Origin of the sequence: Flavobacterium sedimenticola, from assembly GCF_030053345.1 — a bacterium.
Lineage (GTDB): Bacteria > Bacteroidota > Bacteroidia > Flavobacteriales > Flavobacteriaceae > Flavobacterium > Flavobacterium sedimenticola.
This window is the reverse complement of the sequence record NZ_JASGBP010000003.1, coordinates 108,566-133,058: the sequence shown is the minus strand read 5'-3', so window position 1 is coordinate 133,058 and position 24,493 is coordinate 108,566. Positions and strand designations below refer to the sequence as shown.

General features: G+C 39.5%; 21 protein-coding genes. 11 read left to right on the top strand and 10 right to left on the bottom strand.

The features are described 5' to 3' along the window. Window positions 1-29 precede the first annotated feature (29 nt). Window positions 30-488 (bottom strand): MarR family winged helix-turn-helix transcriptional regulator, encoded by a 459-nt coding sequence (locus tag QHT84_RS06880; protein WP_283238819.1) that lies wholly within the window; start codon window positions 486-488, stop codon window positions 30-32. Between the two features lie 164 nt (window positions 489-652). Here QHT84_RS06880 and QHT84_RS06875 point away from each other — a divergent pair, with 164 nt between their 5' ends. From QHT84_RS06875 to QHT84_RS06860, 4 genes are all read left to right on the top strand, one after another. Continuing rightward, window positions 653-973 (top strand): rhodanese-like domain-containing protein, encoded by a 321-nt coding sequence (locus QHT84_RS06875; protein ID WP_283238818.1) that lies wholly within the window; start codon window positions 653-655, stop codon window positions 971-973. Between the two features lie 4 nt (window positions 974-977). Next, window positions 978-2,282, top strand: coding sequence for an NAD(P)/FAD-dependent oxidoreductase (locus tag QHT84_RS06870; protein WP_283238817.1), 1,305 nt, complete (start codon window positions 978-980; stop codon window positions 2,280-2,282). 62 nt (window positions 2,283-2,344) lie between these two features. Then, complete coding sequence (locus tag QHT84_RS06865) at window positions 2,345-3,526, top strand: hypothetical protein (protein WP_283238816.1); 1,182 nt, start codon at window positions 2,345-2,347, stop codon at window positions 3,524-3,526. Between the two features lie 28 nt (window positions 3,527-3,554). Next, on the top strand, window positions 3,555-4,205 hold the full coding sequence (locus tag QHT84_RS06860; protein WP_283238815.1) for a M15 family metallopeptidase: 651 nt from the start codon (window positions 3,555-3,557) through the stop codon (window positions 4,203-4,205). On the opposite strand, the gene QHT84_RS06855 is transcribed toward QHT84_RS06860, so the two are convergent. From QHT84_RS06855 to tsaD, 7 genes are all read right to left on the bottom strand, one after another. Continuing rightward, window positions 4,202-4,771, bottom strand: coding sequence for a hypothetical protein (locus QHT84_RS06855; protein ID WP_283238814.1), 570 nt, complete (start codon window positions 4,769-4,771; stop codon window positions 4,202-4,204). The genes QHT84_RS06860 and QHT84_RS06855 overlap by 4 nt on opposite strands. Before the next feature lie 8 nt (window positions 4,772-4,779). Beyond that, window positions 4,780-5,955 (bottom strand): THUMP-like domain-containing protein, encoded by a 1,176-nt coding sequence (locus QHT84_RS06850; RefSeq protein ID WP_283238813.1) that lies wholly within the window; start codon window positions 5,953-5,955, stop codon window positions 4,780-4,782. Between the two features lies 1 nt (window position 5,956). Further along, entirely contained in the window at window positions 5,957-7,033 is a 1,077-nt protein-coding gene (locus tag QHT84_RS06845) for an AI-2E family transporter (protein WP_283238812.1), read from the bottom strand. Between the two features lie 82 nt (window positions 7,034-7,115). Beyond that, complete coding sequence (locus QHT84_RS06840; protein ID WP_283238811.1) at window positions 7,116-8,069, bottom strand: zinc metalloprotease; 954 nt, start codon at window positions 8,067-8,069, stop codon at window positions 7,116-7,118. Window positions 8,070-8,227: 158 nt separating this feature from the next. Then, the gene (locus tag QHT84_RS06835) at window positions 8,228-8,866 is read right to left on the bottom strand and encodes a DUF4159 domain-containing protein (protein WP_283238810.1); all 639 of its coding nucleotides are present in this window, start codon (window positions 8,864-8,866) and stop codon (window positions 8,228-8,230) included. Window positions 8,867-8,876: 10 nt separating this feature from the next. Next, entirely contained in the window at window positions 8,877-9,584 is a 708-nt protein-coding gene (locus QHT84_RS06830; protein WP_283238809.1) for a 16S rRNA (uracil(1498)-N(3))-methyltransferase, read from the bottom strand. A gap of 3 nt (window positions 9,585-9,587) precedes the next feature. After that, entirely contained in the window at window positions 9,588-10,610 is a 1,023-nt protein-coding gene (gene tsaD / locus QHT84_RS06825) for a tRNA (adenosine(37)-N6)-threonylcarbamoyltransferase complex transferase subunit TsaD (protein ID WP_283238808.1), read from the bottom strand. Window positions 10,611-10,784: 174 nt separating this feature from the next. On the opposite strand from tsaD, the gene QHT84_RS06820 reads away from it, so the two are divergent. The 5 genes from QHT84_RS06820 to QHT84_RS06800 all read left to right on the top strand — a co-directional run bounded on the left by QHT84_RS06820 (window position 10,785) and on the right by QHT84_RS06800 (window position 18,781). Beyond that, window positions 10,785-15,248, top strand: a complete 4,464-nt coding sequence (locus tag QHT84_RS06820) for a translocation/assembly module TamB domain-containing protein (protein WP_283238807.1) — start codon at window positions 10,785-10,787, stop codon at window positions 15,246-15,248. A gap of 142 nt (window positions 15,249-15,390) precedes the next feature. Continuing rightward, entirely contained in the window at window positions 15,391-16,377 is a 987-nt protein-coding gene (gene pfkA, locus QHT84_RS06815) for a 6-phosphofructokinase (protein ID WP_283238806.1), read from the top strand. A 45-nt stretch (window positions 16,378-16,422) separates the two neighbouring features. Continuing rightward, window positions 16,423-17,430, top strand: coding sequence for a type I glyceraldehyde-3-phosphate dehydrogenase (gene gap, locus QHT84_RS06810; protein WP_283238805.1), 1,008 nt, complete (start codon window positions 16,423-16,425; stop codon window positions 17,428-17,430). Between the two features lie 70 nt (window positions 17,431-17,500). Beyond that, on the top strand, window positions 17,501-18,352 hold the full coding sequence (locus tag QHT84_RS06805) for a BadF/BadG/BcrA/BcrD ATPase family protein (RefSeq protein ID WP_283238804.1): 852 nt from the start codon (window positions 17,501-17,503) through the stop codon (window positions 18,350-18,352). Window positions 18,353-18,406: 54 nt separating this feature from the next. Then, a complete protein-coding gene (locus tag QHT84_RS06800) occupies window positions 18,407-18,781 on the top strand; it encodes a methylglyoxal synthase (protein ID WP_283238803.1) in 375 nt (124 codons plus the stop codon). A gap of 74 nt (window positions 18,782-18,855) precedes the next feature. Here the strand turns inward: QHT84_RS06800 and QHT84_RS06795 are convergent, their stop codons facing one another. Both QHT84_RS06795 and QHT84_RS06790 read right to left on the bottom strand, forming a co-directional pair. Further along, window positions 18,856-19,236, bottom strand: a complete 381-nt coding sequence (locus QHT84_RS06795) for a RidA family protein (RefSeq protein WP_283238802.1) — start codon at window positions 19,234-19,236, stop codon at window positions 18,856-18,858. Window positions 19,237-19,320: 84 nt separating this feature from the next. Continuing rightward, window positions 19,321-21,990, bottom strand: coding sequence for a putative LPS assembly protein LptD (locus QHT84_RS06790; RefSeq protein ID WP_407649236.1), 2,670 nt, complete (start codon window positions 21,988-21,990; stop codon window positions 19,321-19,323). A 134-nt stretch (window positions 21,991-22,124) separates the two neighbouring features. On the opposite strand from QHT84_RS06790, the gene QHT84_RS06785 reads away from it, so the two are divergent. Together QHT84_RS06785 and QHT84_RS06780 are read left to right on the top strand one after the other, a co-directional pair. Beyond that, complete coding sequence (locus QHT84_RS06785) at window positions 22,125-23,240, top strand: N-acetylmuramoyl-L-alanine amidase family protein (protein ID WP_283238801.1); 1,116 nt, start codon at window positions 22,125-22,127, stop codon at window positions 23,238-23,240. 25 nt (window positions 23,241-23,265) lie between these two features. Further along, window positions 23,266-24,423 (top strand): N-acetylmuramoyl-L-alanine amidase, encoded by a 1,158-nt coding sequence (locus QHT84_RS06780; protein WP_283238800.1) that lies wholly within the window; start codon window positions 23,266-23,268, stop codon window positions 24,421-24,423. Window positions 24,424-24,493: the final 70 nt, after the last annotated feature.

Below are 24,493 nucleotides of genomic sequence, written 5' to 3'. Positions count from 1 at the left end.
TAGATTATTTTTAAAATGTATGTGAAAATTTAGGATGATGTTCTGTACTTCTCCAATAAATCGGATAGCTGAATCAGTTCCTGAGGCTCTAAGTTTTCGGCTAATGCTTGTTCGTGTGCATCTACTTTAGGGTCTAATTCAGTTAAGACATCCAATCCCTTTTGGGTAATCAGCACCTCAATTTTCCGCCTGTTTTGGGGGCAAACCTCGCGAGTGACTAAATCTTTTAATAACAGTTTGTCAATCAATCGGGTAGTATTACTGTTTTTAGCCAGCATGCGTTCCTGAATCACACACATATTGGCCGGTTTCCCTTTTTGTCCTCTAAGGATGCGTAATACATTATACTGCTCACCCGATAAATCGTAAGGCTTTAAAATTTCATTAAACCTGTCACTGATTACATGCTGTGTATACATGATATTCAGGATAACTCTTTTAGCATCACTCAAAGAAACATTTGATTTTATGATTTCTTCAATTCTCATAATTACAATTACAAAATTTGTAGATACAAATATATAAAGCTTTTTATTTGTATATACAAATGTTGTGTTATTTTTTTGTTAAAGATTTCGATCTCGGCATCAAATTAACCCTAGCATTTAAAATTAACCCTTCAGAATTTAGTATTTTTGAAAAAAATAAGATTATGGATTTAACACAACAAGACTGGAAAACACAAGCCGAGAGAGACCCAAATGCGGTAATTCTCGATGTCAGAACTTCAGAAGAGTGTAGCGAGGGTTTCATACCTAAGGCTGTCAATATTGATATCTATAAGGGACAAGGGTTTATTTATGCCCTGGAGGAATTGGACAAATCAAAAAATTATTATGTGTATTGTAAGGCCGGTGCCCGCAGTGCTCAAGCCTGTCAAATTATGAACCAATTGGGTTTTGAAAACACTTTCAATTTGTTGGGTGGCTTTATGAATTGGAAAGGCGATGTAGCCTTTGCTGCTGAAGACTAGCATCATGAATATTCCATCGTCAAATAAACCACGTGTTGTCATTATCGGTGGTGGTTTTGCCGGTATTGCGCTAGCTAAAAAACTCAAAAATAAAGGTGTTCAGGTTGTTATTTTAGACAAACATAATTATCACACCTTTCAGCCTTTGTTGTACCAAGTAGCTACCGGAGGTTTGGAAGCCGGCTCCATTGCGTATCCTATTCGCAAAGTCATACAAGATTATAACGATTTTTATTTCCGACTCACCTCGGTAAAAGAAATTGACACTAAAGAGCAAAAAGTAATTTCGGAAATAGGCGATTTGCATTACGACTACCTGGTGATTGCGACGGGTTCCAAAACCAATTATTTCGGAAATAAAGAAATCGAACGCAATTCGATGTCGATGAAAACTATTCCCCAGTCTTTAAACATCAGAAGCTTAATCCTGGAAAATTTTGAGCAGGCCGTACTCATTAAAGATGAGACAGAAAGAAACCTATTGATGAATTTTGTATTGGTCGGCGCCGGACCGACAGGCGTGGAGCTTGCCGGAGCCTTGGCTGAAATGAAAAAGGCGATTTTGCAAAAAGATTATCCCGATTTGGATATATCCAAAATGGAAATCAATTTGATACAAAGCGACAATAGGGTTTTGAATACCATGAGTGAGAAATCATCTTCAGAAGCCGAGAAGTTCCTGATTAATTTGGGGGTTAAAGTTTGGAAGAATGTCCGTGTAACAAATTATGATGGGAGAACCATTTCGACCAATACAGAGTTGACTTTTGAAACTGCCACGGTAATTTGGACGGCGGGAGTTCAGGGAGCAGCAGTCAGAGGATTGTCTGCCGATGCTTTGGTGGATAGAGTGGATCGAATCCGAGTGAACGAATACAATCAGGTTAGAGGATACGACACTATTTTTGCGATTGGTGATATTGCGCAAATGGAATCTAAAGATTACCCGTTTGGACATCCCATGATGGCACAACCGGCGATGCAACAAGGCGATTGCTTAGGCGATAATTTAATCCAACTCATACAAGGTCGAATCATGAAGCCTTTTGTATATAACGATAAAGGTTCAATGGCTACTATCGGCAGAAATAAAGCGGTAGTCGATTTGCCTAAATTGCACTTCAGCGGTGTTTTCGCTTGGTTTGTTTGGATGTTTGTGCATTTGTTCTCGCTCATTGGATTTAAAAATAAAGCCGTTGTATTTACCAATTGGGTGTACAATTATATCCGATTTGATCGGGAAGGACGTTTAATTGTGCGACCGTATAAAAAAAGAAGTTTTACGACGTTTACCAGTGATGAATTTTAGAAGAAAAGTACTATTTTAAATTCTTTTTTTTACTTTTAGTACAAATTTTAAATGAATAACTCATGAAATTAAATTTCTCTTTTCTCATACTATTGATTTCCTTCAATTTTTATTGCCAAACAGGTTATATAAAAGGGTATTTTATTGACAATGCTGGAACAAGAGTTGAATGTTTTATCAACGGGTCATTTTTGGATTTTAATCCTTCTGAAATAGAGTATAAATTGACCTTGGAGTCAAAAACGGAGACCATTGATATTAATCAAATGAGAGAGTACGGCGATAATTCGGAATACAGATTTGTTCGGTATGAGATAATGATTGATGAATTTAGAACCGGAAAAATAGGAACAGATAAGGCTCTCTATTACATTAAAAAAAAAGTTTTCTTAAGGGAATTAGTTACCGGAAAAGCCAATTTATATTCATATAATGACAGTGGATCGATGAAGTTTTTTTTCAGTGTTAATGGAAGTGATACTCCAATACAATTAGAATATAAACTCTATTCTTTCGAAGGGGTAGTGTCACAAAACAACAACTATAAGCAACAATTGTTTAATAATTTGAAAGGAGAAAATATTTCACAGGATACTTTTAACAAATTGGAATACAAAAGTAAGTCTTTAATAAATTTATTTTTGAATTATAACTCTCAAAATGTTACCGGTAAAAATAATAAATCATTATTTAAAAAAATGATTGATTTCAATTTGTGGCTAAAAGGCGGCTATCAGCAAACTTCCTTTATTGCCAATTCGAATGATGACTTTATTGGAAATTTTGATTTTGGGTCAAAATCACAAATCAGGGCAGGTATTGAATTTGAGATGGTTATCCCATCTAGAGGCAATAATAACTTTTCATTTTTTATTGAAGTATCAAGCCTTAGTTATAAAGGAAACGCTACAAGATTTTATGGTGATGTAAATATGCAGTATGCTACTATTGAGATTCCGATAGGTTTAAAATACAATTTCGCAATAACGAATACAACCAAAGTCTTTCTTAGTGCCTCTCTACATAATAGCGTCATTACAAAAGCAGATTTTAACATGGAGAGCTTTTCAGATGTTTATGGTGATTTTAAAGGGACTTTTGGTTTAGGTTTTGGCACTGGAATTGTATTCAAGAAAAAGTTTTTACTGTCGGTTTTTACAATGAATAGGAAAAACGTCATGAATAATGACTTTTCATCCAGTTTAAAAAATACTTACGCTTACATTGGTTATAATGTTTTTTAATCTTTCCTTAAATAAGGAATATTTTAGATTGTCAATTCTTTTCCTAGTATTGTTGACAGCTTCTTGCCAATCCGCCTATCTCAACAGTCAAAAGTCGCCTGTTTTACTCGATATTCATCAGGAAAGCGATGAGAATGCTTTTGTCAATCTCAAAAATTTCAGTAATGATTTCGTATTCGATATGAAGTATGCCACGGCGGATAATTTTCTAAAAGAGAAGGTATATCCTTGCGGGGAGTGTTTTTTGCGGGTAAAAACCATCAAAGCTTTATTAGAAGCCAACAAAGCATTTATGAAAAAAGGGTATCGCATTAAGTTGTATGATTGTTACAGGCCGTTGGCTATCCAAAAAAAGATGTGGAAACTAGTTCCCGATGCCAATTATGTAGCCAATCCCAAAAAAGGTTCCATTCACAATCGGGGCGGTGCTGTCGATATTACGTTAGTTGATTCTTTGGGAATGGAGTTGCCTATGGGAACAGCATTTGATTTTTTCGGAGAAGAAGCCGGTCATCATTACCAAAATCTGAGCCAGGAAGTTTTGGACAACCGAAAGTTTTTAAAAGAAATAATGCTGCAACATAATTTCAAATCGTTCGACTCAGAATGGTGGCATTACAACTTAAATAACAGTGCTGCCGATAAAGTGTCGAATCAGAAATGGCGCTGTGCCGACTAATTTTCAATACACTTTAAGTAGTTGATAAAATAATTTTCGGGTTCGTACTTGGCTTTATCCATTTCCGAAACAAACGAGGTTTTAAAAGGATAATCGATGGTTTCGCCGGCAAATTTTATTCGCATAAACGTTACGGGAGACGACTTCAAGTACTCGAAATTTTCCTTGGCAAAAGCAAAAGTCCCGGTCAGAATGCGGTTGTTTTTATTTTGATCGTCTCGTAGTAAAGTCCCGCAACTTTCCTGATTGGCGTTTAACAGCGTTACAATTTTTCCGTTATTCAACTGCAGGTAAATTTTAGTGTTGGCATCAAAACAAAGCGCTTTGATGAATTCGTCACTGCGTTGTAAAATTTGTGTTTCCACTCCTAAAACCCCATTACTGTTGATTAATGAAAAGTAAATGTTGGTAGAATTACCGGCAAAACTTCGTTCAAAAATCATATACTGTTTGGTCGATTTGTAAGTCCCTAAACTGTCATTGACATTCACATCAATTTCACAAGGGTTTTGCGCCAATACGGTTAAAGGCAGTAAAAAGGCAAACACAGCAATTAGATTCTTCATAAGGCAGTTTATAATTTGGTGCAAAGTAAAACTATTTTGCGGTTATTTTTGTCAGTGGTGAAAAAACAATAACGGTCGCCACCTTCTTTTATTTTCCATTTTTTTCGGATGGTATCCACCGTTTCGGGAAAATTGCGTACCGTAACGTTAGCTTTTGTCTGAGTCAGTAAGTGTTTCATTTCGTTTTTGGTATAATCCACACATTTTTCAATTACAAAACACCGACCGGGAAATTTCAGCAAGGTGTTTGATGTGTACAAATGCGAATGTGGGTGAAGTTTTGCAATATTAAATTGCGTTGACACTTCGTCAAATCCGCCCGATTTCATAATGGCGGCGTTCGGTTCGTATAGGTATTGTTTTGGAAGATCAAAGGTTGCGGATGCTGTTGTGCTGTTGTCAAACGAAAAAGAGTCGGTGGCTTCTTTGGTTATATTAACTGCGATTATTTTTACACTGCCGTGATAGTTTTTCTCCAAAATCCAGAGCAGTTCTTTTACGTCATTATCTAACGCCACTACATGAATGGCTTTAACATACTTTAATTCTGCTAAGCCTGCAGTGATGTCCAATAACGGTGCGGTTTTTATTAAAACAGAACGGGTATAATCAAAATACAAATCTAAGTTTTCGGGTACATTGGGCAAACAATCCCGAAGCATAAAAACTTTGCCTTTAGTATCATTTCTCCGTGAGGGATCGATATACATCCAATCAAATGAAACCTTTTGTCGCTTCAAAATTTCCGTACTATCACCGGCGATACAACGGATGTTTGTTACATTGAGTGCTTTACAGTTATGAGCCACAATTTCCGAAAGTTCCGAGTTGATCTCACAATGAATTACTTCGCTCATTTTTTTGGCAAAATAGTAGTCATCTATCCCAAAACCGCCGCTCATATCAATCAAACGGTTGCCGGAAATCAGCGTGGCTTTGTATGCGGCTGTTTTTTCTGAAGAGGTTTGCTCAACGGATATTTTAGAAGGATAAATTATATTTTTGGTTTGAAACCATGTAGGCAATTTGGTTTCCGCTTTTTGTTTGGCACTGATTTGCTCCAAAATGGCATGCCACTCCACAGGAGCAAACGGATTTTTTTGCAAGGCCAATTTAGGGACATCAGCCTTGGTGTTTTGCCGGATGAAATCCTGAATTTCTGCCGAAACTAGGGCATGATTCATACTAAATATTTTTGGTAAACTGTTTGATGATTTTGTTTTCGGGAAAAAATTCTTTCCCAACTACTTTAATAATGGTAAACAAAGGTACAGCAATCACCATTCCCATTATACCAAATAAAAACCCGCTGATTAGGATTACTAAGAAAATTTCCAGCGGATGTGAATTAACACTTTTCGAGAAAATAAGCGGCTGCGAAATATTGTTGTCGATGAGTTGTACAATAAAGAATCCGATGAGTACAAAAATAGTTGACGGTAAAATTTCAGTTTGAAAATCTTCGCCTAAATGACTCATCATGGTCAGGAATCCGGCTATGATGGTGCTGATAATCGGACCGATGTAAGGCACAATGTTTAAAATGGCACACAGAAAAGCAATGATTAGGGCGTTCTCAATCCCGAAAATTAAAAGCACAATCAGATAAAGCACAAAAATAATGAGCAGCTGTAACAGCAATCCGATAAAATATCGCGACAACAATTCGTTAATCTTGGTCACCGAATTTATGATTTGCTCTTCGTGAGCATCGGGTAATATCTTTTTGGCACCTACCAAAAACATCACTTTATCTTTTAAAAAGAAAAAAGTAATAAAGAAAACCGATGCCAATCCGACACCAATATTACTTATGGTAGTGAGTATGGAGTTGAAAAAAGAGGTGAAAACGTCGAGGTTAATGTTGGTGTTGACTAATTTTTTGGCATCAATATTATGACTCTTTAAGTAAGTTAATGTTTGATTGGTCAGTTCAACAATATTTTTTTCAATGGCTTGTGTGTTCAGCAGTGACAGATTGTTGCTTTGTGAAACAATCAGCGGAACAAACATCAATAGTATGCCGACAATAATCAGCATAAAAAAAACTAAAGTGACCGATACCGCAGCCGTATTCGAGAATTTGAGTTTTTGTCTTAAAAATTCCACAACCGGGTTAGCTATCAGGGTAAAAACGAGTGCGATAATCAAGTACAATATAACGGTTTGAATCTTATACAGAAAATAGAGTAGCAGCGCAAACAGTAATAGGATACCAATCGCTTTCACAATTCCGACAGCTATTGTTCTTGAGGTTATCATAATTTTAATTTTGACTAAAGTAAAAAAAAACTCGTCTCATTAAAAGTAACGAGACGAGTTTTTAAAATTATACGGTTATTTATTATGGCTGTGCAAAAGAAAATCGTGGTCCGCCCGATAAGAATATGGCATCCATACGCGCTTTTTGTCCGGCAGTAAACATATACATACCACGGTCATCCGTGTAGTCCATGTAGTTCATAGTCATCTCAACCGGTGTACCGGAACAGGTGCTGTAATGCGGATACGTTGGTACGCCGTAATTAGCGGTATTGTGTAGCGGAGTATCAGCCACAAAGTCGTTTCCACAAGTAGTATCACCCCAAATATGACGTAAATTCATCCAGTGGCCTACTTCGTGAGTAGCGGTTCTTCCTAAGTTGTATGGGTAACTTGGACTTGAATTACTGTACACCCCAAAATATCGGGAATCGATAACTACCCCGTCAGTAGCTGCCGAACCACCCGGGAACTGCGCATACCCTAAGATTCCGCCGCCAATGGTACACACCCAAAGATTTAATTTAGTTGATGGAGAAGTAGGATCAATTCCGCCTTGCTTGGCTTTTTTCATGGCGTCACGGGTTCCCCAAGAGGTTTTAGTAGTTGATTTTCGAATTACCTGATCCAATTCAAAAGAGATGCCTACATTGGCTTTTACACCGGAGAACAGCGTCGGAACCTGATTGTAATCGGCATTCTGCGCATTAAAATCAGCATTCAACACATCAATTTGCGATTGAATTTGTGCCAATGAAATATTTTCAGCCGCGGTTTTATACAAAACGTTCACCACCACCGGAATGACAATTTTTCCGTTTACCAAACGCCCGTTAGCTATGGCATTCTCCGTAAATGATTCGATTTGATTCATTTTGATGGCTAATTCCGGATTTTCTTGTAGTTGTCGCTCTAAAACTTCATAAGAAACACAGTTTCTCTTGGTAATTCTTGCTTCCGATTGGTTTGCCTTTTCATCTTCTTGGCAAGAAAACAGCATTGACAATACTGCCAATGATAAACAAATTTTTTTCATAATTCAATAATTATTTGGTTAAATAGTTATTGCAATTTTATAGAATAAGAGTTTATTTTAAAAATAAATCAGCGGAAGTTTTCAACAAATCGACAAACAACAACGATTTTAGACTTTTTAAATCGGCATACTGCTTTTTTGAAAGATTAAAGCTGCTTTTAATTGTTGAAAATGTAGTAAAGTAGATTGGCGCCCATTTTGAGTGCTTTTTCTCTGACTTCTTTCGGGTCGTTGTGTACATCCGGATCTTCCCATCCGTCACCTAAGTCGCACTCAACGGTGTATAGAAAAACCAATCGGTTTTCTATAAAAACGCCAAAGGCTTGCGGACGTTTGTTGTCGTGTTCGTGTATTTTGGGTAGTCCGGAAGCAAACACATTGGGTTTTTGGAAAATAGGATGATTGGCCGGAATCTCCACCAAATCGTTGTTCGGGAAAATGCGTTTAATTTCTCTTCGAATGTATTGATCCATACCATAGTTGTCGTCGGCATGAATAAATCCGCCCGAAAGCATGTAATTTCTTAAATTCACGATTTCGGCATCGCTGAACACAATATTCCCGTGGCCGGTTAAGTGTACAAACGGATAACTGAAAATATCGGGACTCCCGGGTTCTACCGTCGCGGGCTTGCTTTTAATATTGGTGTTGATGGTTTGATTGCAATATTTAATCAAATTGGGTAACGAGGTAGGATTGGCATACCAATCGCCTCCGCCATTGTATTTCAGCAAGGCAATTTCCTGGGAATATCCCACGGTCGTGAATAATAGGAACAGTATCAGTATTCTTTTCATACCTTTTTAATTAGACTTCGTTTTTAAACACTACCGAATGGCAAGCGACCACCGCAGCGGTTTCAGTACGCAAACGAGTTTGACCCAAAGATACCGGAATAAAGGCATTTTCAATAGCGGTTTCAATTTCTTTACCTGAAAAATCGCCTTCGGGACCGATGAGTATGGTGACAGCCTCTTTGGTTTTTAATTCGTGCTTCAACGATTTTTTGTCGGTTTCTTCACAATGTGCGATGAATTTTTGTCCGGGATGCTCTTTTTTGAGAAACTCCTTAAACGAAATCGAGTCGTTTAATTTAGGCAAAAAATAATGCAGCGATTGCTTCATGGCCGCTTCTATAATTTTTTGAAAACGATCGGTTTTAACCACTTTTCGTTCCGAATGGTCACAAATAATCGGTGTGATTTCGTGTATGCCTATCTCGGTGGCTTTTTCTAGAAACCACTCGTAGCGCTCGTTCATTTTGGTAGGCGCTACGGCCAAATGCAAATAAAATTCGGTTGGCTTTTGTTCGGTAAACGAACGAATGGCAACGGTGCATTTGGAATCGGAAGCCAAAACAATTTCGGTGACAAATAAAAATCCTAAACCGTTGGTGACATGCAATACATCGCCTTCTTTTTTACGAAGCACTTTGATGATGTGTTTGCTTTCTTCTTTGTCAAAAACAAACGTATCGGTACTTGATGAAACCGTAGGGTTGTAAAATAATTGCATAGTTTAAAATTCAATTCGGGCTTTGGCTACCACGGCAGCATCGGCAAACTTGTCGTGTAAATAGTTGTGATACCCAACAATCCCAATCATGGCAGCGTTATCGGTAGTGTACTCAAATTTCGGAATAAAGGTTTTCCAACCGTATTTTCCTTCGGCCGCTTTTAGTGTGTTTCGGATGCCCGAATTGGCCGAAACCCCACCGCCGATGGCAATTTGCCGGATACCGGTTTCTGCTACGGCCAGCTGCAATTTCTCCATCAAAATTTCGATGATGATGTTTTGCACCGAAGCACAAATGTCGTTTTTGTTTTCTTCAATAAAGTTCGGATTTTCGGCCACATGTTTTTGGACGAAATATAAAATTTGCGTTTTCAACCCCGAGAAACTAAAGTCTAAACCATCCACTTTGGGTTTGGTAAAAGCAAATCGTTTCGGATTTCCTGCTGCGGCAAATTGATCGATTAACGGTCCGCCCGGATAGGGAAGCCCCAGTATTTTTGCCGTTTTATCAAAGGCTTCACCTACTGCATCGTCAGTAGTTTCTCCGATAATTTCCAAATCAAAAAAATCGTTGACTTTCACAATTTGGGTATGTCCGCCCGAAATGGTTAGTGCTAAAAAGGGAAATTCGGGTTTATCAAATCCTTCCTCATCAATAAAATGTGCCAAAATATGAGCATGCATATGATTGACTGCAATAAGCGGAATTTGTAAAGCCATCGCCAACGATTTGGCAAAAGAGGTGCCCACCAAGAGTGAACCCATCAGTCCCGGACCTTGTGTAAAAGCAATGGCAGCGAGTTGTTCTTTGGCAACTCCGGCTTTCTTCAACGCCACATCAATCACGGGTACTATGTTTTGCTGGTGCGCTCTCGAAGCGAGTTCGGGAACGACACCACCGTATTCTTCGTGTATGTGTTGTCGGGCTACGACATTCGAAAGCACTTTATTATTGCGCAAAACGGCAGCAGCCGTGTCATCACACGAACTTTCAATAGCCAGAATAAAAACTTCCTCAGGATGCATAAAGGGCACAAATTTTGATTTATATTTGACAGTCCGTCCGAAAAATCAAAAATAACGATTTTTTGCAAAGGTAATTTTCTTTCCTAAGTCAAACACCATTTGGAAAAAAATAAAAAAAATAGCAAGCTCAAAAAAGTCAGAAAGATTATTCTCCGCACAGTTATTGGGCTTGTTTTGTTTTTGCTACTCATAACGATAGCGCTCTCCCTGCCGGTGGTGCAAACCAAAATTGCCCATTATGCCACTAAGAACATCAATGAAGAATACGGCACTAACATCAATATCGACGAAGTAGCGATTACTTTTTTTGGCGGTGTCAAGCTCAAAAAGGTGCTTATTTTAGACCATCATCAAGACACCCTGATTTATTCGCAACGCATTAAAACCAGCATACTCGATTTAAACAAATTGATAAACGGGAAACTCATTTTCGGGGATTTGCAATTGGATCAGTTTTACCTTCAAATCAAAACCTACAAAAACGAAAAGGATACCAGTTTGGATTTGTTTGTTGATGCCTTTGATGACGGCAAAAAAGGGAGCGGAAAGTTTTTGATGACTTCCGATAACATCCATCTCAAAGAAAGCCGTTTTGTGATGATTGACGAAAACAGAGCGCAACCGAAAGATGTTGATTTTACCCAACTAAACGCCCATCTGAAAAAATTCAAGATTAAAGGTCCCAATGTGTATACAACCATTGCCACGATGTCATTTAAAGACCACCGCGGCGTTTTGGTTGATAATTTGGAAGCCGATTTTACCTATACCAAGAGCAATATAGTGCTCCAAAAGATGGCTATCAAAACACCCGAATCCTTTCTTAAAGGAAACGTTCGGTTGATTTATAATAAAGACAATCACGATTTCAGCGATTTTAACAATCGGGTCAAATTTGATGTGGTTGTGGACAGTTCCCGACTTTCCACCAACGACATCAGATGTTTTTATGCCGAATTAGGAAAAAATAAAAAGTTCTATTTGAAATCGAAAATCAAAGGAACGTTGAATAATTTCTACGCCACCCGTTTGTATCTGGTAGACGACAGTAACTCGGTGATTAGGGGTGATGTCAATTTTAAGAACCTGTTTCCCAGAAGTCCGGGGCAGTTTTACATGAAGGGTGATTTTGATAAAATCACTTCCACTTATACCGATTTGACAAAGTTGTTGCCCAATATTTTAGGCAAAAAACTTCCGTCATCATTACAAAAACTGGGGCAGTTTCAGTACACCGGTACGGCTGAAGTAACACAAACGTACATCAACACCGATTTTGTCATGAATACGGCCTTAGGCATTGTCGAGTCGGATTTGCACATGTCGAATCTCAACAATATCGACAATGCACAATACAGTGGCAATGTAATTCTGGATGGTTTCGATGTGGGAGCACTCATCAACGATAAAACCATCGGTAAAGTAAGTTTGGATTTGGATGTAGACGGTAAAGGATTTACGCAAAAATATTTGAATACTTCCTTTGTAGGCGACGTCTATCAAGCGCAATACAACGGTTATAATTACAGCAAGATTATTGTGGATGGTTACTTCAAGCAACCCATTTTCAGAGGGAAAGTATTCGTTAATGATCCAAACTTGTTTATGGATTTTAACGGAACGGTTGACTTATCCAAACGGGAAAACATTTATGATTTCCACTCTAAAATCGATTATGCCAATTTGGTAAAATTAAATTTCATCAAAGACTCCATATCGGTATTCAAAGGTGATATTGTAGTGAAAGCCACCGGAAATTCATTCGATAATTTAAAAGGAAATTTGCTGTTAACGAATGCTTCCTATCAGAACAAAAAAGACATTTACTTTTTAGACATACTCGAGTTGAACTCTTCTTTTGATGCTACCGGGGAAAGAACAATTGCGGTTAATTCACCCGATGCCATCCAGGGCTCTGTAGTGGGGCGTTTTAAATTCAATCAACTCCAAAAAATGGTTGAAAACTCATTAGGAACTTTTTACTCCAATTACAAACCTAATGCAGTAGGACCTAATCAGTATGTGAAATTCAATTTTGCCGTCAATAGTAAAATTATTGAGATTTTTAACCCCGATATTACGCTGGCTTCCAACACCATTCTCAGAGGAAATGTAGGCTCTGATACCAAGAACTTTAACCTTAATTTTAGCTCTCCGAAAGTCACGGCCTACCAAAATACTTTTGATAATGTTTTGGTGCAGGTTGATAACAAAAATCCGCTGTATAATGCTTATGTTCAAATGGATTCTATTAAGACCAAGCATTACAAAGTACGCGATTTCAGTATGATTAATACTTTTGTCAACGACACGCTGCATTTCAGAACCGAGTTTAAAGGCGGAAAAGAAGGACTCGATTTTTACAACCTTAATTTCTACCATACCATCAACAAAGAAAACAACAATGTGGTTGGTTTTGAAAAATCGGAGTTGATGTTCAAGGATTATTTATGGTATTTAAACGAAAAGGATGAAGCGAATACGAATAAGATTGTATTCGATAAAAAAATGACCAGCTTTTCCTTTAACAGTTTGATGTTGTCTCACGAAGACGAAAGCATCAATTTGATTGGCGTTATCAAAGACAGGCTCAATAAAGATTTACAGCTCGACTTTACCAATGTGAACCTCAATAAAGTCACACCGGATGTCGAAAAATTCAAATTTGCGGGGAATTTAAACGGTAAAGTCAACTTCAAACAAAGCAATGCCGTTTTTCAGCCTACAGCACAAGTCACGATTGATAGTCTCTCGGTTAACAGTATTGCCTTGGGAGATCTCAATCTGGATATCAAAGGAGATGAAACGCTGACAAAGTTCCACTTAAACTCGAATCTGGAAAATGAAAATGTGGATTCGTTTAATGCCGACGGGGATATTCAAGTGGTAGGCAATCAAACGCTACTCGACATTGATTTGAGTTTCGACCGATTTAATTTGGGAATTTTGAGCATGATTGGGGGTGATGTGATTACGAATATTCGCGGTTTTGCTTCCGGAAATGCTCGTATTGACGGCAATTTTAACAGTTTGGATTACAACGGAAGGTTGTTCATTAATGATGCCGGACTCACCATACCGTATCTCAATGCCGATTATCAGTTTGTGAATAATTCCATCGTAGACGTTACCGAAAATAAATTTATCATACGGGAAACGACCATTAAAGACACCGAATTTGAAACACAAGGAACGTTGAGCGGGTATATCAGACACAAACAGTTTGGCGATTGGCAGTTGGATTTGGCCGTCAACTCCAACCGATTGCTAGCCTTGAATACTGTGGATCATGAGGATGCGGCCTATTATGGCAAAGCCTTTATGGATGGTTCTGCCACCATCAAAGGTCCAACGAGTGGTTTGATGATTCGGGTGAATGCCGAGTCGGCCAAAGGAACCGACATCAAAATTCCTATCAACGATGCCGAATCGGTAGAGGAGAACAGTTATATTCATATTTTATCGCCAAGCGAAAGGATTAAAAAAGGAAAAGATAAATTGGCGGTCAATAAAAATTTCAATGGTTTGGAATTGGATTTCAATTTTGAAATTAATAAAAATGCCGATATTGAAGTCATTCTCAACCGAGATTCCGGTCACGGGATGAAAGGAAAAGGATACGGAACCTTGCTGTTCCGAATCAATACCCTGGGTAAATTTGAAATGTTCGGCGACTTCATTGCTTTAGAAGGTTCTTATAATTTTAAATACGGCGGCTTAATCGATAAAAAGTTTGATGTAAAAAAAGGCGGTTCCATTATTTGGTCGGGTGATCCGATGGCAGCCACGTTAAACTTAGAAGCGGTTTACAATACCACAGCCAATCCTGCGGTACTTATTGATAATCCTTCTTTTAATAAAAAGGTTGATGTAGAAGTGGTCATCGGGGTGAAAGGAAGCTTGTCGAGTCCGGAGCCCGATTTTAATATCAACTTTCCAACTGTCGGCAGTACCTTAAAATCGGAGATTCAATACCAGTTAGACGATAAAGACAAACGACAAACGCAAGCCTTGTATTTGCTTTCCACCGGTAGCTTTTTGAGTCAGGAAGGTGTCGACCAAAATCAATTATCCAACAATCTTTTTGAAAAAGCAGGGAGTTTGTTCAAAGATATCTTTTCGGGCGATAATGATAAAGTTTCCATTGCGCCGGAATATGTTATTGCCGACCGACTTCAAACCGGACAACAATCCGACGCTCGTGTAAATGTTAATGTTTCCTCCCGAATTAACGACCGTATCACTGTAAACGGGAAAGTTGGGGTTCCGGTGGGCGGAATTACCGAAACAGCTATTGTGGGTGATGTCGAAGTACAGTATAGGGTAAACGAAGACGGAACACTCAACCTGAGAGTTTTTAATAAAGAAAATGATATTACCTATATCGGTCAAGGTATTGGCTATACACAAGGTATCGGAATGTCGTACGAAGTGGATTTTGATACTTTGAAAGAATTGGTCAACAAAATCCTCAAGAACGCTAAGAAGAATAAAGCCAAGAAAACGGAGAACCACGACGATCACGATTCGGAGATGTTTCCCGAAGGTATTCAGATGAAGAAGAAAACCGATGCTGAAAAGGACAAAAAGAAGTCTGAACCCAAACCCAATCCGGAGGCTGTTCCTTCAGAGGATTAATCGTTTCATGACACTCGGCTGCTGTCATACTTAAAAACTTATCAACGAAAACGATTGAATTTTATTCTCAAAGTCAATATGTTGACGATACGAGTAAAAAACTACTTCATCTTTGCTAATTTTACATTTTAATCTCAAAAATATGTCTAAAAACATAAAAAAGATTGGTGTCTTAACTTCCGGGGGTGATTCACCCGGAATGAATGCCGCCATTCGTTCTGTAGTCAGAACGTGTGCCTACCATAATGTCGAATGTATCGGGATTTACCGAGGCTATCAAGGCATGATTGAGGGCGATTTTAAAGAAATGGGGCCGCGTAGCGTAAACAACATCGTAAACAAAGGCGGAACTATTTTAAAATCGGCGCGTTCTAAAGAATTTATGACACCGGAAGGTCGTCAAAAAGCGTATCAAAACTTAAAAAGTGCCGGCGTCGATGCTTTGGTGGTTATCGGTGGTGACGGTTCTTTTACCGGTGCGGAAGTATTTAACAACGAATTCGGTTTTCCGGTGATGGGCATTCCGGGAACTATAGACAACGATATTTTCGGAACCAGTCATACCTTGGGTTACGACACGGCTTTAAATACGGTGGTGGAAGTAATCGATAAAATTCGCGATACGGCGAGTTCGCACAACCGCCTCTTCTTTGTAGAGGTTATGGGGCGCGATGCCGGTCATATTGCTTTAAATGCCGGAATCGGTGCCGGAGCCGAAGAAATCTTAATACCCGAAGAAGATTTAGGTCTGGAACGTTTGTTGGATTCTTTAAAGAAAAGTAAAGCATCCGGAAAATCATCGAGTATAGTCGTAATTGCTGAAGGCGATAAAATCGGTAAAAACGTATTCGAACTCAAAGATTACGTCGAAGCTAACTTACCTGAATACGATGTAAGAGTTTCGGTTTTAGGTCACATGCAACGCGGTGGCGCGCCTTCTTGTTTTGACAGGGTTTTGGCGTCTCGTTTGGGGGTAAAAGCTGTAGAATCGCTGTTAGAAGGTAAAACCAATTTCATGGTCGGATTGCTAGCCGATAAAGTCGCTTTAACTCCGTTAGAGCAAGCCATCAAAGGTCATTCGGAAATAGACAAAGAATTACTCAGAGTGTCCGATATCATGACCACATAATGAATAGTCATTTCAATTAGTAATTTAATTAGTAACAAACATAAAATGTCAAAAGTAAAATTAGGAATTAACGGTTTCGGAAGGATCGGAAGAATTGTGTTCAGAGAAACCTTTAACAGAGATAACGTAGAAGTAGTAGCCATCAACGATTTGTTAGATGTAGAACATTTAGCTTATTTATTAAAATACGATTCGGTTCACGGTCGTTTCAACGGAAAAGTGGAAGTTAAAGACGGAAAATTGTATGTAAACGACAAGTTTATCCGTGTTACCGCCGAAAGAGATCCGAAATTAATTCAATGGGATGATGCTTCCGTAGATGTAGATGTGGTAGCCGAGTGTACCGGATTTTTTACCACTTTGGAAACCGCCCAAGCCCACATTGCCGGTGGTGCTAAAAAAGTAGTTATATCAGCACCGTCTGCCGATGCCCCGATGTTTGTAATGGGGGTTAACCACCACGAAGTAAAGCCTACCGATACCGTAGTGTCTAATGCTTCTTGTACAACCAATTGTTTGGCTCCTTTGGCCAAAGTAATCAATGATAATTTCGGCATTGTAGAAGGATTAATGACTACCGTTCACGCGACTACTTCCACACAAATGACTGCCGACGGACCTTCTCGTAAGGATTGGAGAGGCGGACGTGCGGCTAGTGTGAACATCATTCCGTCTTCTACCGGAGCGGCGAAAGCCGTAGGAAAAGTAATTCCGGCTCTAAACGGTAAACTAACCGGTATGTCGTTCCGCGTGCCAACCGTTGATGTTTCGGTGGTAGATTTAACCGTAAAGGTAGCCAAAGAAACAACGTATGATGAAATCATGGCGGTGTTGAAAAAGGCCTCAGAAAATGAAATGAAAGGCATTTTAGGCTTTACGGAAGACGATGTGGTTTCTCAAGATTTTGTGGGCGATTCCAGAACTTCTGTGGTGGATGCCAAAGCGGGTATCGGTTTGAATTCCACTTTCTTCAAACTGGTTTCTTGGTATGATAATGAATATGGGTATTCGAGCAAACTAATTGACTTATCGGTACATATTGCCAACTTATAACAGCTTTAAAATCCCGTCTGCATTCTTGTGGACGGGATTTTATTTTTTTACAAACTAAACCAAACCAAAAATGAAATTACTCGTTGACAGCGGTTCTACCAAAGCCGATTGGATTGCCATTGATGATAACGGAAAAGTGCTTTTTACCACGCAATCTTTAGGACTCAACCCGGAAGTACTGGACGAAAAAGAAATCATTCATCGTTTAGATGATAAATTCGATATTGAACACAATAAAGAGAAAGCCACCCATCTTTTCTTTTACGGCGCCGGTTGCGGCACGGATCGCATGAAAAACTTTTTGACTCAAGTATTCCAAAAGTACTTTACCAATGCGGTCGTTTCGGTGCACGAAGACACGTACGCCGCCGTTTACGCTACCACACCCAAAGATGAAGAAGCCATTGTTTGCATTTTAGGGACGGGTTCTAATTGTAGTTATTTCGACGGTAAAGTGTTGCATCAAAAAGTACAATCGTTAGGTTATATCGCTATGGATGATTGTTCCGGAAATCGCTTTGGACGCCATTTGATTCGCGGGTATTATTTTGGAAAAATGCCGGCCGATTTGGCTAAAGAATTTGAAGAAGAATACAACGTTGATCCCGATTACATTAAAGCCAACTTATACAAAGAACCGAATCCGAATGCGTATTTGGCCACTTTTGCCAAGTTTTTAATTAAACACAAAGACACTGAGTTTTGTCAAAAGTACATCAAAGCCGAAATGGTTGACTTTGTTGAAAACTACATTATGCAATTTGAAAATTGTACCAAAGTACCGGTACATTTTGTAGGCTCGATTGCTTTTTATTTGAAAGACGAATTGGAAGAAGTACTCAACAGTTACGGCATCCAATTAGGCAATGTGTTGCGTCGCCCGATTGACGGTTTGATTGCGTATCACATTTTGAATAAATAATCTTTTTAAAGTCCCGATTCGTCGGGATTTTTTATTTTTACTGAAAATCTATCTATGGAAATTGCCATTATAGCGCACGACGGCAAAAAAGCCGATATGGTGCAGTTTATCAACAAGAACAAGCATATACTCGAGAAAGAAAACATCAAGCTCATTGCCACCGGAACTACCGGCGGTAAAGTGGAAGCCGTGGGGATTAAAGTCAAGAAAATGTTATCCGGACCTTTAGGTGGCGATGCTCAAATTGCGGCACGCGTGGCGGAAGGCAAAACCAAGATGGTGTTGTTTTTTAAAGATCCGAATTCGAGCCATCCGCACGAACCGGATATCAACATGCTGATTCGGATTTGCGATGTACACAACGTGCCTTTGGCGACCAATGAGGCCACGGCGCAACTGTTGTTGTTAGGGCTGGATGAGGTAGTATAATCGACTCTTGCGTGAGCGATTGCAGCCGGGTGCCATGCACCGCGGAAAGCGCGACCCAAAGGGGCACGCCCTGATTATTTTACGGCAATCATCGAAATTTCGACGTTTACATTTTTAGGCAAACAAGCCACTTGAACCGTTTCTCTGGCGGGAGCGCTTGCTTCGTCGAAATAGCTGCCATATACCGCATTGATTCGGGCAAAATCGCCCATGTTCATAATAAAAATAGTCGTTTTTACGACGTTTTCAAAAGTCATATCGGCCGCCGCTAAAACCGCCTTCATATTTTCCATCACTTGTTGGGTTTCGGTTTCAATATCGTCTAAAACCAATGCCATCGTTTTGGGATCCAAAGCAATTTGTCCGGAGGTGTACAAGGTGTTGCCTACCAAAACCGCTTGGTTGTAGGGACCGATAGGAGCCGGTGCATTTTCTGTAAAAATTATTTTTTTCATGATTTTAGTATGTTAGTTATGTAGTCGGATTATCGGTTACGGGTTGCCCGAGGTTAGACCTTGAACGCGCCATTCGTCACCTTTTTATCTTAATGTTCTATCCGGAAGCGAACGTTTGTCCCACTTGATGTCGCTCAACACGCCCGATTTGATACCGATAAAAAAGCCCCAATAGGCATTGTCGCCAAACGGAACCCAGTTAAAATCCATGCGCCAACTTAACAAATCCCGTTCAAAACGCAGTTGGGTAAAGGTAACCCCTTTTTGAACAAAGTCGTAACCGGTAGAAACGCCAATTTTCCATTTAGGGGTAATGTCGGTGTTCATTGAAATCATCACCGAATTACCGACGATTTCTTGTTCCCGTCTGTTATTGGAATAGGTTAGCGAGTAGGCTAAGGTTAAGTCGAACGGTAAGTTGTATTTAAAAAATTCCGACACTGCATTTTCTTTTCCTTCATCGTCTTCGGCAAATTGACTTTGTCGGCGGTCACTCAAATCGGTATTGGTCCCGAATAAATCATCCTCGCGTCCACCGTTGCGTTCTCCTTGGGTGTTTTTCTTTTCCTTGCCTTCCGTGTCTTTGCTCGAAAACGTGTAGTTTAAGGTCATGTTGGCACTGGTCATTCGGAACAAACTTCCGCCGTTGTCAATATTCCAGGTATCGATGCGTTGCCCCGAATTGTTAATGGCATACGGATCTAAAGTCGCCGCAAAGTTGATATTCATTTTCTGTTTGAAAATCTGTGTTCCGCCGCTCACGCGCAAAGGCGACCAGCGTAAGGAGTCGGCCGTAATGTCGTAACTGGTAGAAAAGTTTAAGTTGTTTAACAACATTACTTTTTTAGGCTCCAATTTGGTAGAATCTTTGTCGGTTACTTTGGCTTCAAAGGTATTGCTGAGGTTAAAACCAATGTTGTTGGACATGTTTTTTCCGGGTGCCCCAAAAATACCGCCTTCGAATCGGCTGTATTCTTTAAGCATAGTGCCGCTACCGTCGGGGTCATAGGTGTCGTAATATTTTTCAAAACTAGGCGTGTAACTGTAGGTGATGTTAGGACGCATCACGTGTCGTATAGCCTTTATTTTCTTATTCTCTCCGAAATTAAACGTTCCGTACACTGTTGTTCCTAAACCGGCAGAAAAGGAATAGGTTCGGAAGGCATCAAAACCTTGCACATCAGTATCAACCACTTGGTTGGCTGTTGGGTCATACGTTCTTTTAATAGTCTTAAGATACCACACTTCGTTGTAATTAACAGCGGTTGAAGCACTGAAGTATTTGAAAATTTTAAAGTTGGTGCTCAACGGGACACTGTGTTGAAAACCGACTTTGGCATCGCGAAACATTTGGGGTTTAAAGAACAAGGAATCGTAGGTGGCAATTCGATTTTCACCCCTCAAATTGTATTGTAAATTGATGTTTTTAAAGAATCCTTTTTTGATGCCGTCTTTGGGTGCAAACGGGAATATTCGGTCCACACTCAATTGTAGGGTAGGCAAGGTCATGTTAATCTGCTCGGTATTGGTGTTTTGGGTATGTGTGGCAGCCAACGTCAGATTGACTTGCGGTACCGAATTGAATGTTTTGGAATAAGAAATGGTTGAATTAAAAGAGTTGTTCAGCGTTGAACCGATATTGACCTGATTTAAGGACTGACGGAAGAATTTACTGCTTCCTAAGTTTACGGAAGCCGAGAAACGGGAGTTGGGATTGGATTTGCCGTCTTTGGTATGTGTCCACTGAATGTTGTAATTATTGGCACGGGAATAGTCGGGATACCCTCTTTCACTCTGAATAATATTTTCAAAGCGCACATTAAAATTTCCTGAGAATTTATAGCGTTTGGCATACGACGACTCAAAACGCAACGCATAACTACCATTGGTAAAATAATCGCCCAAAACCGCCAAATCGTAATGATCGCTTAGCGCAAAGTAGTATCCTCCGTTTTGCAACGAAAACCCGCGGGTATTACTATCGTTATAGGACGGAATGATAAGCCCCGATCGGGCCTTTTCGGTCATTGGGAAAAAGGCAAAGGGTAGGGCCAAAGGCGTGGGAACATCGGCAATCACCATATTGGTAAAGCCAACCACTACTTTTTTTCCGGGTACAAATTTTACTTTATCGGCCACAAAATAGTATTCGGGGTTATCCACATCGGTAGAAGTGGTAAAGCGTGCTTTTTTCATAAAGTACACGGAGTCGTTTTCCTTTTTGGTAATTTCGGCTTTTACCCGAAATTCCCCTTGTTCGGTTCTCGAATTCCAAACTAACGCTTTTTTGGTTTTTAAGTTAAATCGAATCGAGTCGGGTTCTACCACATTGTTTCCTTGTTTAAAAACAGGCAGTTGGGTATATTTTCCGGTAGAGTCTTTGATGCGTCCGGCGTATACTTCGTTCTTTTCGTAATCAATCACAATAATACCCGACTTCAGTTCCATATCCTGATAGTAGACTTCGGCCTTGTTGTAAAGGGTGATGATTTTTTTCTTTTGATCTAGCTTTTCGAAATCTACCGCTTTGCGTTTAATCTTTCCTTCCAAGAGAGGTTTTTTAGTTGTAGCGGTATCACCTTGAGAAGAATCGACCACTTTAACCAAGTCGTTGGCGTTGATTTCAGTGGTTGATGTTTCTTTTTTCGGAGGAAATGAGGTGCCGTTGTTGGGCAACTCTTGTGAATATATTTTGACACTTCCCGATGTTAGGAAAATTGTTAAAAAAACGATATAAATTAACTTTCTTTGCAAAGGTTTAGTGCTATTTTTGTAGAAATATGGCTTGATTTTTGACGGGACAAACTTAAACAATATTTTGGGTCAAAAATAAGGAAATATTGGTTTTATAACCTTTCGGTTTTAATTAAAATTAACTTTTTGATTTCATGGGATTTACCACGTATATGAAAATGACTTTGCGAATACTTTTGGTTTTGAGTGTCTTGCATTTAAGTGCCCAACCTAAATCCAATCGGTTTGTAGTAGTTTTAGATGCCGGTCACGGTGGAAAAGATCCCGGGAATTCCTATCACGGGTTTGTAGAAAAAGAAATTGCCTTAAAAACCACCCTCAAGGTAGGAGAGTTTTTAGAGCGTGAAAAAGACATGGAAGTGGTGTATACCCGTAAATCGGATGTGTTTATTGAGTTGGTTAACCGACCGAAAGTGGCCAACAAACTGAATGCCGATTTATTTGTTTCCATTCATTGTAATGCAGTGACGAATCAAACCCCGGCCGGAACCGAGACTTTTGTCATGGGGATGTCGAGAAGCGATATGAATCTGGAAGTGGCAAAAAGTGAAAACTCGGTAATTTTATTGGAAGACAATTACAAAAAGACCTACCAAGGTTTTGATCCTAAAAAGCCGGAATCCCTCATTGGCCTTACCATAAAAAAAGAAGTCAATTTGGAAAACAGTATTGGTTTGGCTTCCGTCATTCAGGATAATTTCACACACAATTTGAACCGCAAAACACGAGGAATCAAGCAGCAGCCGCTTTGGGTTCTGGATGCGGCTGTGATGCCCGGTGTGCTTATCGAGTTAGGTTTTTTGTCCAACAAAGAAGAGGGAGAGTTTTTAAATTCTGACGAAGGGCAAACCAAGATGGCGCGCCAAATAGCCGACGCTATTCTTCAATACAAAAGAGAATACTACAGTGATGATAGTGCCGGTTCTGCGGTAACTGAACCAAGAGTGGCGAAAAAAGCTGCGGAGATAACGGGGGCTGCCCAAGAGGAAGTGATAATGAACGATGACAAAGACGGTGTGTATAAAGTACAGCTATTTGCCACCTCCCGAAAAAGGAATTTAAATTCTACGGATTTCAAGGGATTGAGTAACATTTCATTTATCTTTGAAAACAATCTGTATAAATACTTCTATGGCAAATCATCCGATTTGAATGAAGTCAAAAAAATGTATCAAGATGCTAAAGACAAAGGGTTCTCAGATGCATTTATAGTAAGCTTCAGCGGAGGGAAAGCATCGGCTTTAAAATAAATTAAACATTAAAATGGTTAAACAAATGAATGCAGTAAAGAGAGTAAGCTGTGTAGTATTATTGTTTTTTTCTGCTTTGGCTTTTTCTCAATCGGGCCAAAAATTCAAGGTGGCACTCGATGCCGGCCACGGCGACCATGATTTCGGAGCCGTATACAACGGGCATATTGAAAAGAAAATTGCTTTGGCTGTTGTGCTTAAAGTGGGTAAAATATTAGAGCAAAAATCGGGTGTTGAAGTGATTTACACACGCAAAACCGATACGTTTATTGATTTGATTGAGCGGGCTAATATTGCGAACAGAGCCGACGCTAACATCTTTGTATCCATTCATTGTAATGCCAACAAAAATTCGGCTGCCTGCGGTTCGGAAACCTATGTGATGGGTATGTCCAAAAACGCATCTAACTTAGAAGCAGCCAAAAAGGAAAATGAAGTAATTACGATGGAAAAGGATTACCAGCAAAAGTATAAGGGCTATGATCCCAAATCACCGGAGAGTATAGTCGGATTAACCATCATGCAAGAGGAATATTTAGAGAATAGTATTGCTTTGGCCGGGAAAATCCAAAATCATTTCATCGACCAGGTTGGTAGCAAAAGTCGCGGTGTGAAGCAAGCTCCTTTTATGGTTTTGCACAAGGCTTACATGCCCCGAGTTTTAATTGAGATGGGATTTATTTCCAATCCTGAGGAAGGGGCTAAATTAGACTCGGAAGCCGGACAGCAGCAAATTGCCGAAGCGATCGCCAATGCGATTATGAGTTACAAAAAAGAGTTTTTCAGCGGCGATGATGACGATGATGTAAAGCCGTCTCAAAAAATGGAACCGGTAAAAGCGGTTGACTCACAAGCGGTGAACAAACCAACCGTGAAAACGCCCGAGAGTAAAAAACCGGAAACAAAACCGGAGCCCATCAGCACAGGAGTCGCCTCTTTTAAAGTGCAACTTTCGGCCAGCAGCCGAAAATTAGATTTGGTGCCGAGTAATTTTAATGGTTTGAATAATATTTCGGTGTCCGCCGAAGGGTCTTTGTATAAATACATGTACGGAGAAACATCGAGTTATGAAGAGGCCAAAAAAATGCTGGCAGAAGCGAAAGCCAAAGGGTTCAGTTCGGCTTTTGTGATTGCCTTTAAAAACGGAAGGAAAGTCTCAGTACAGGAAGCATTAAAGCAATAATAACACCGATTTTTAGTATTTTATTTTAACTTTGCCACTCGAGACTTCAAGGTCAAGCAGTACAAAATAA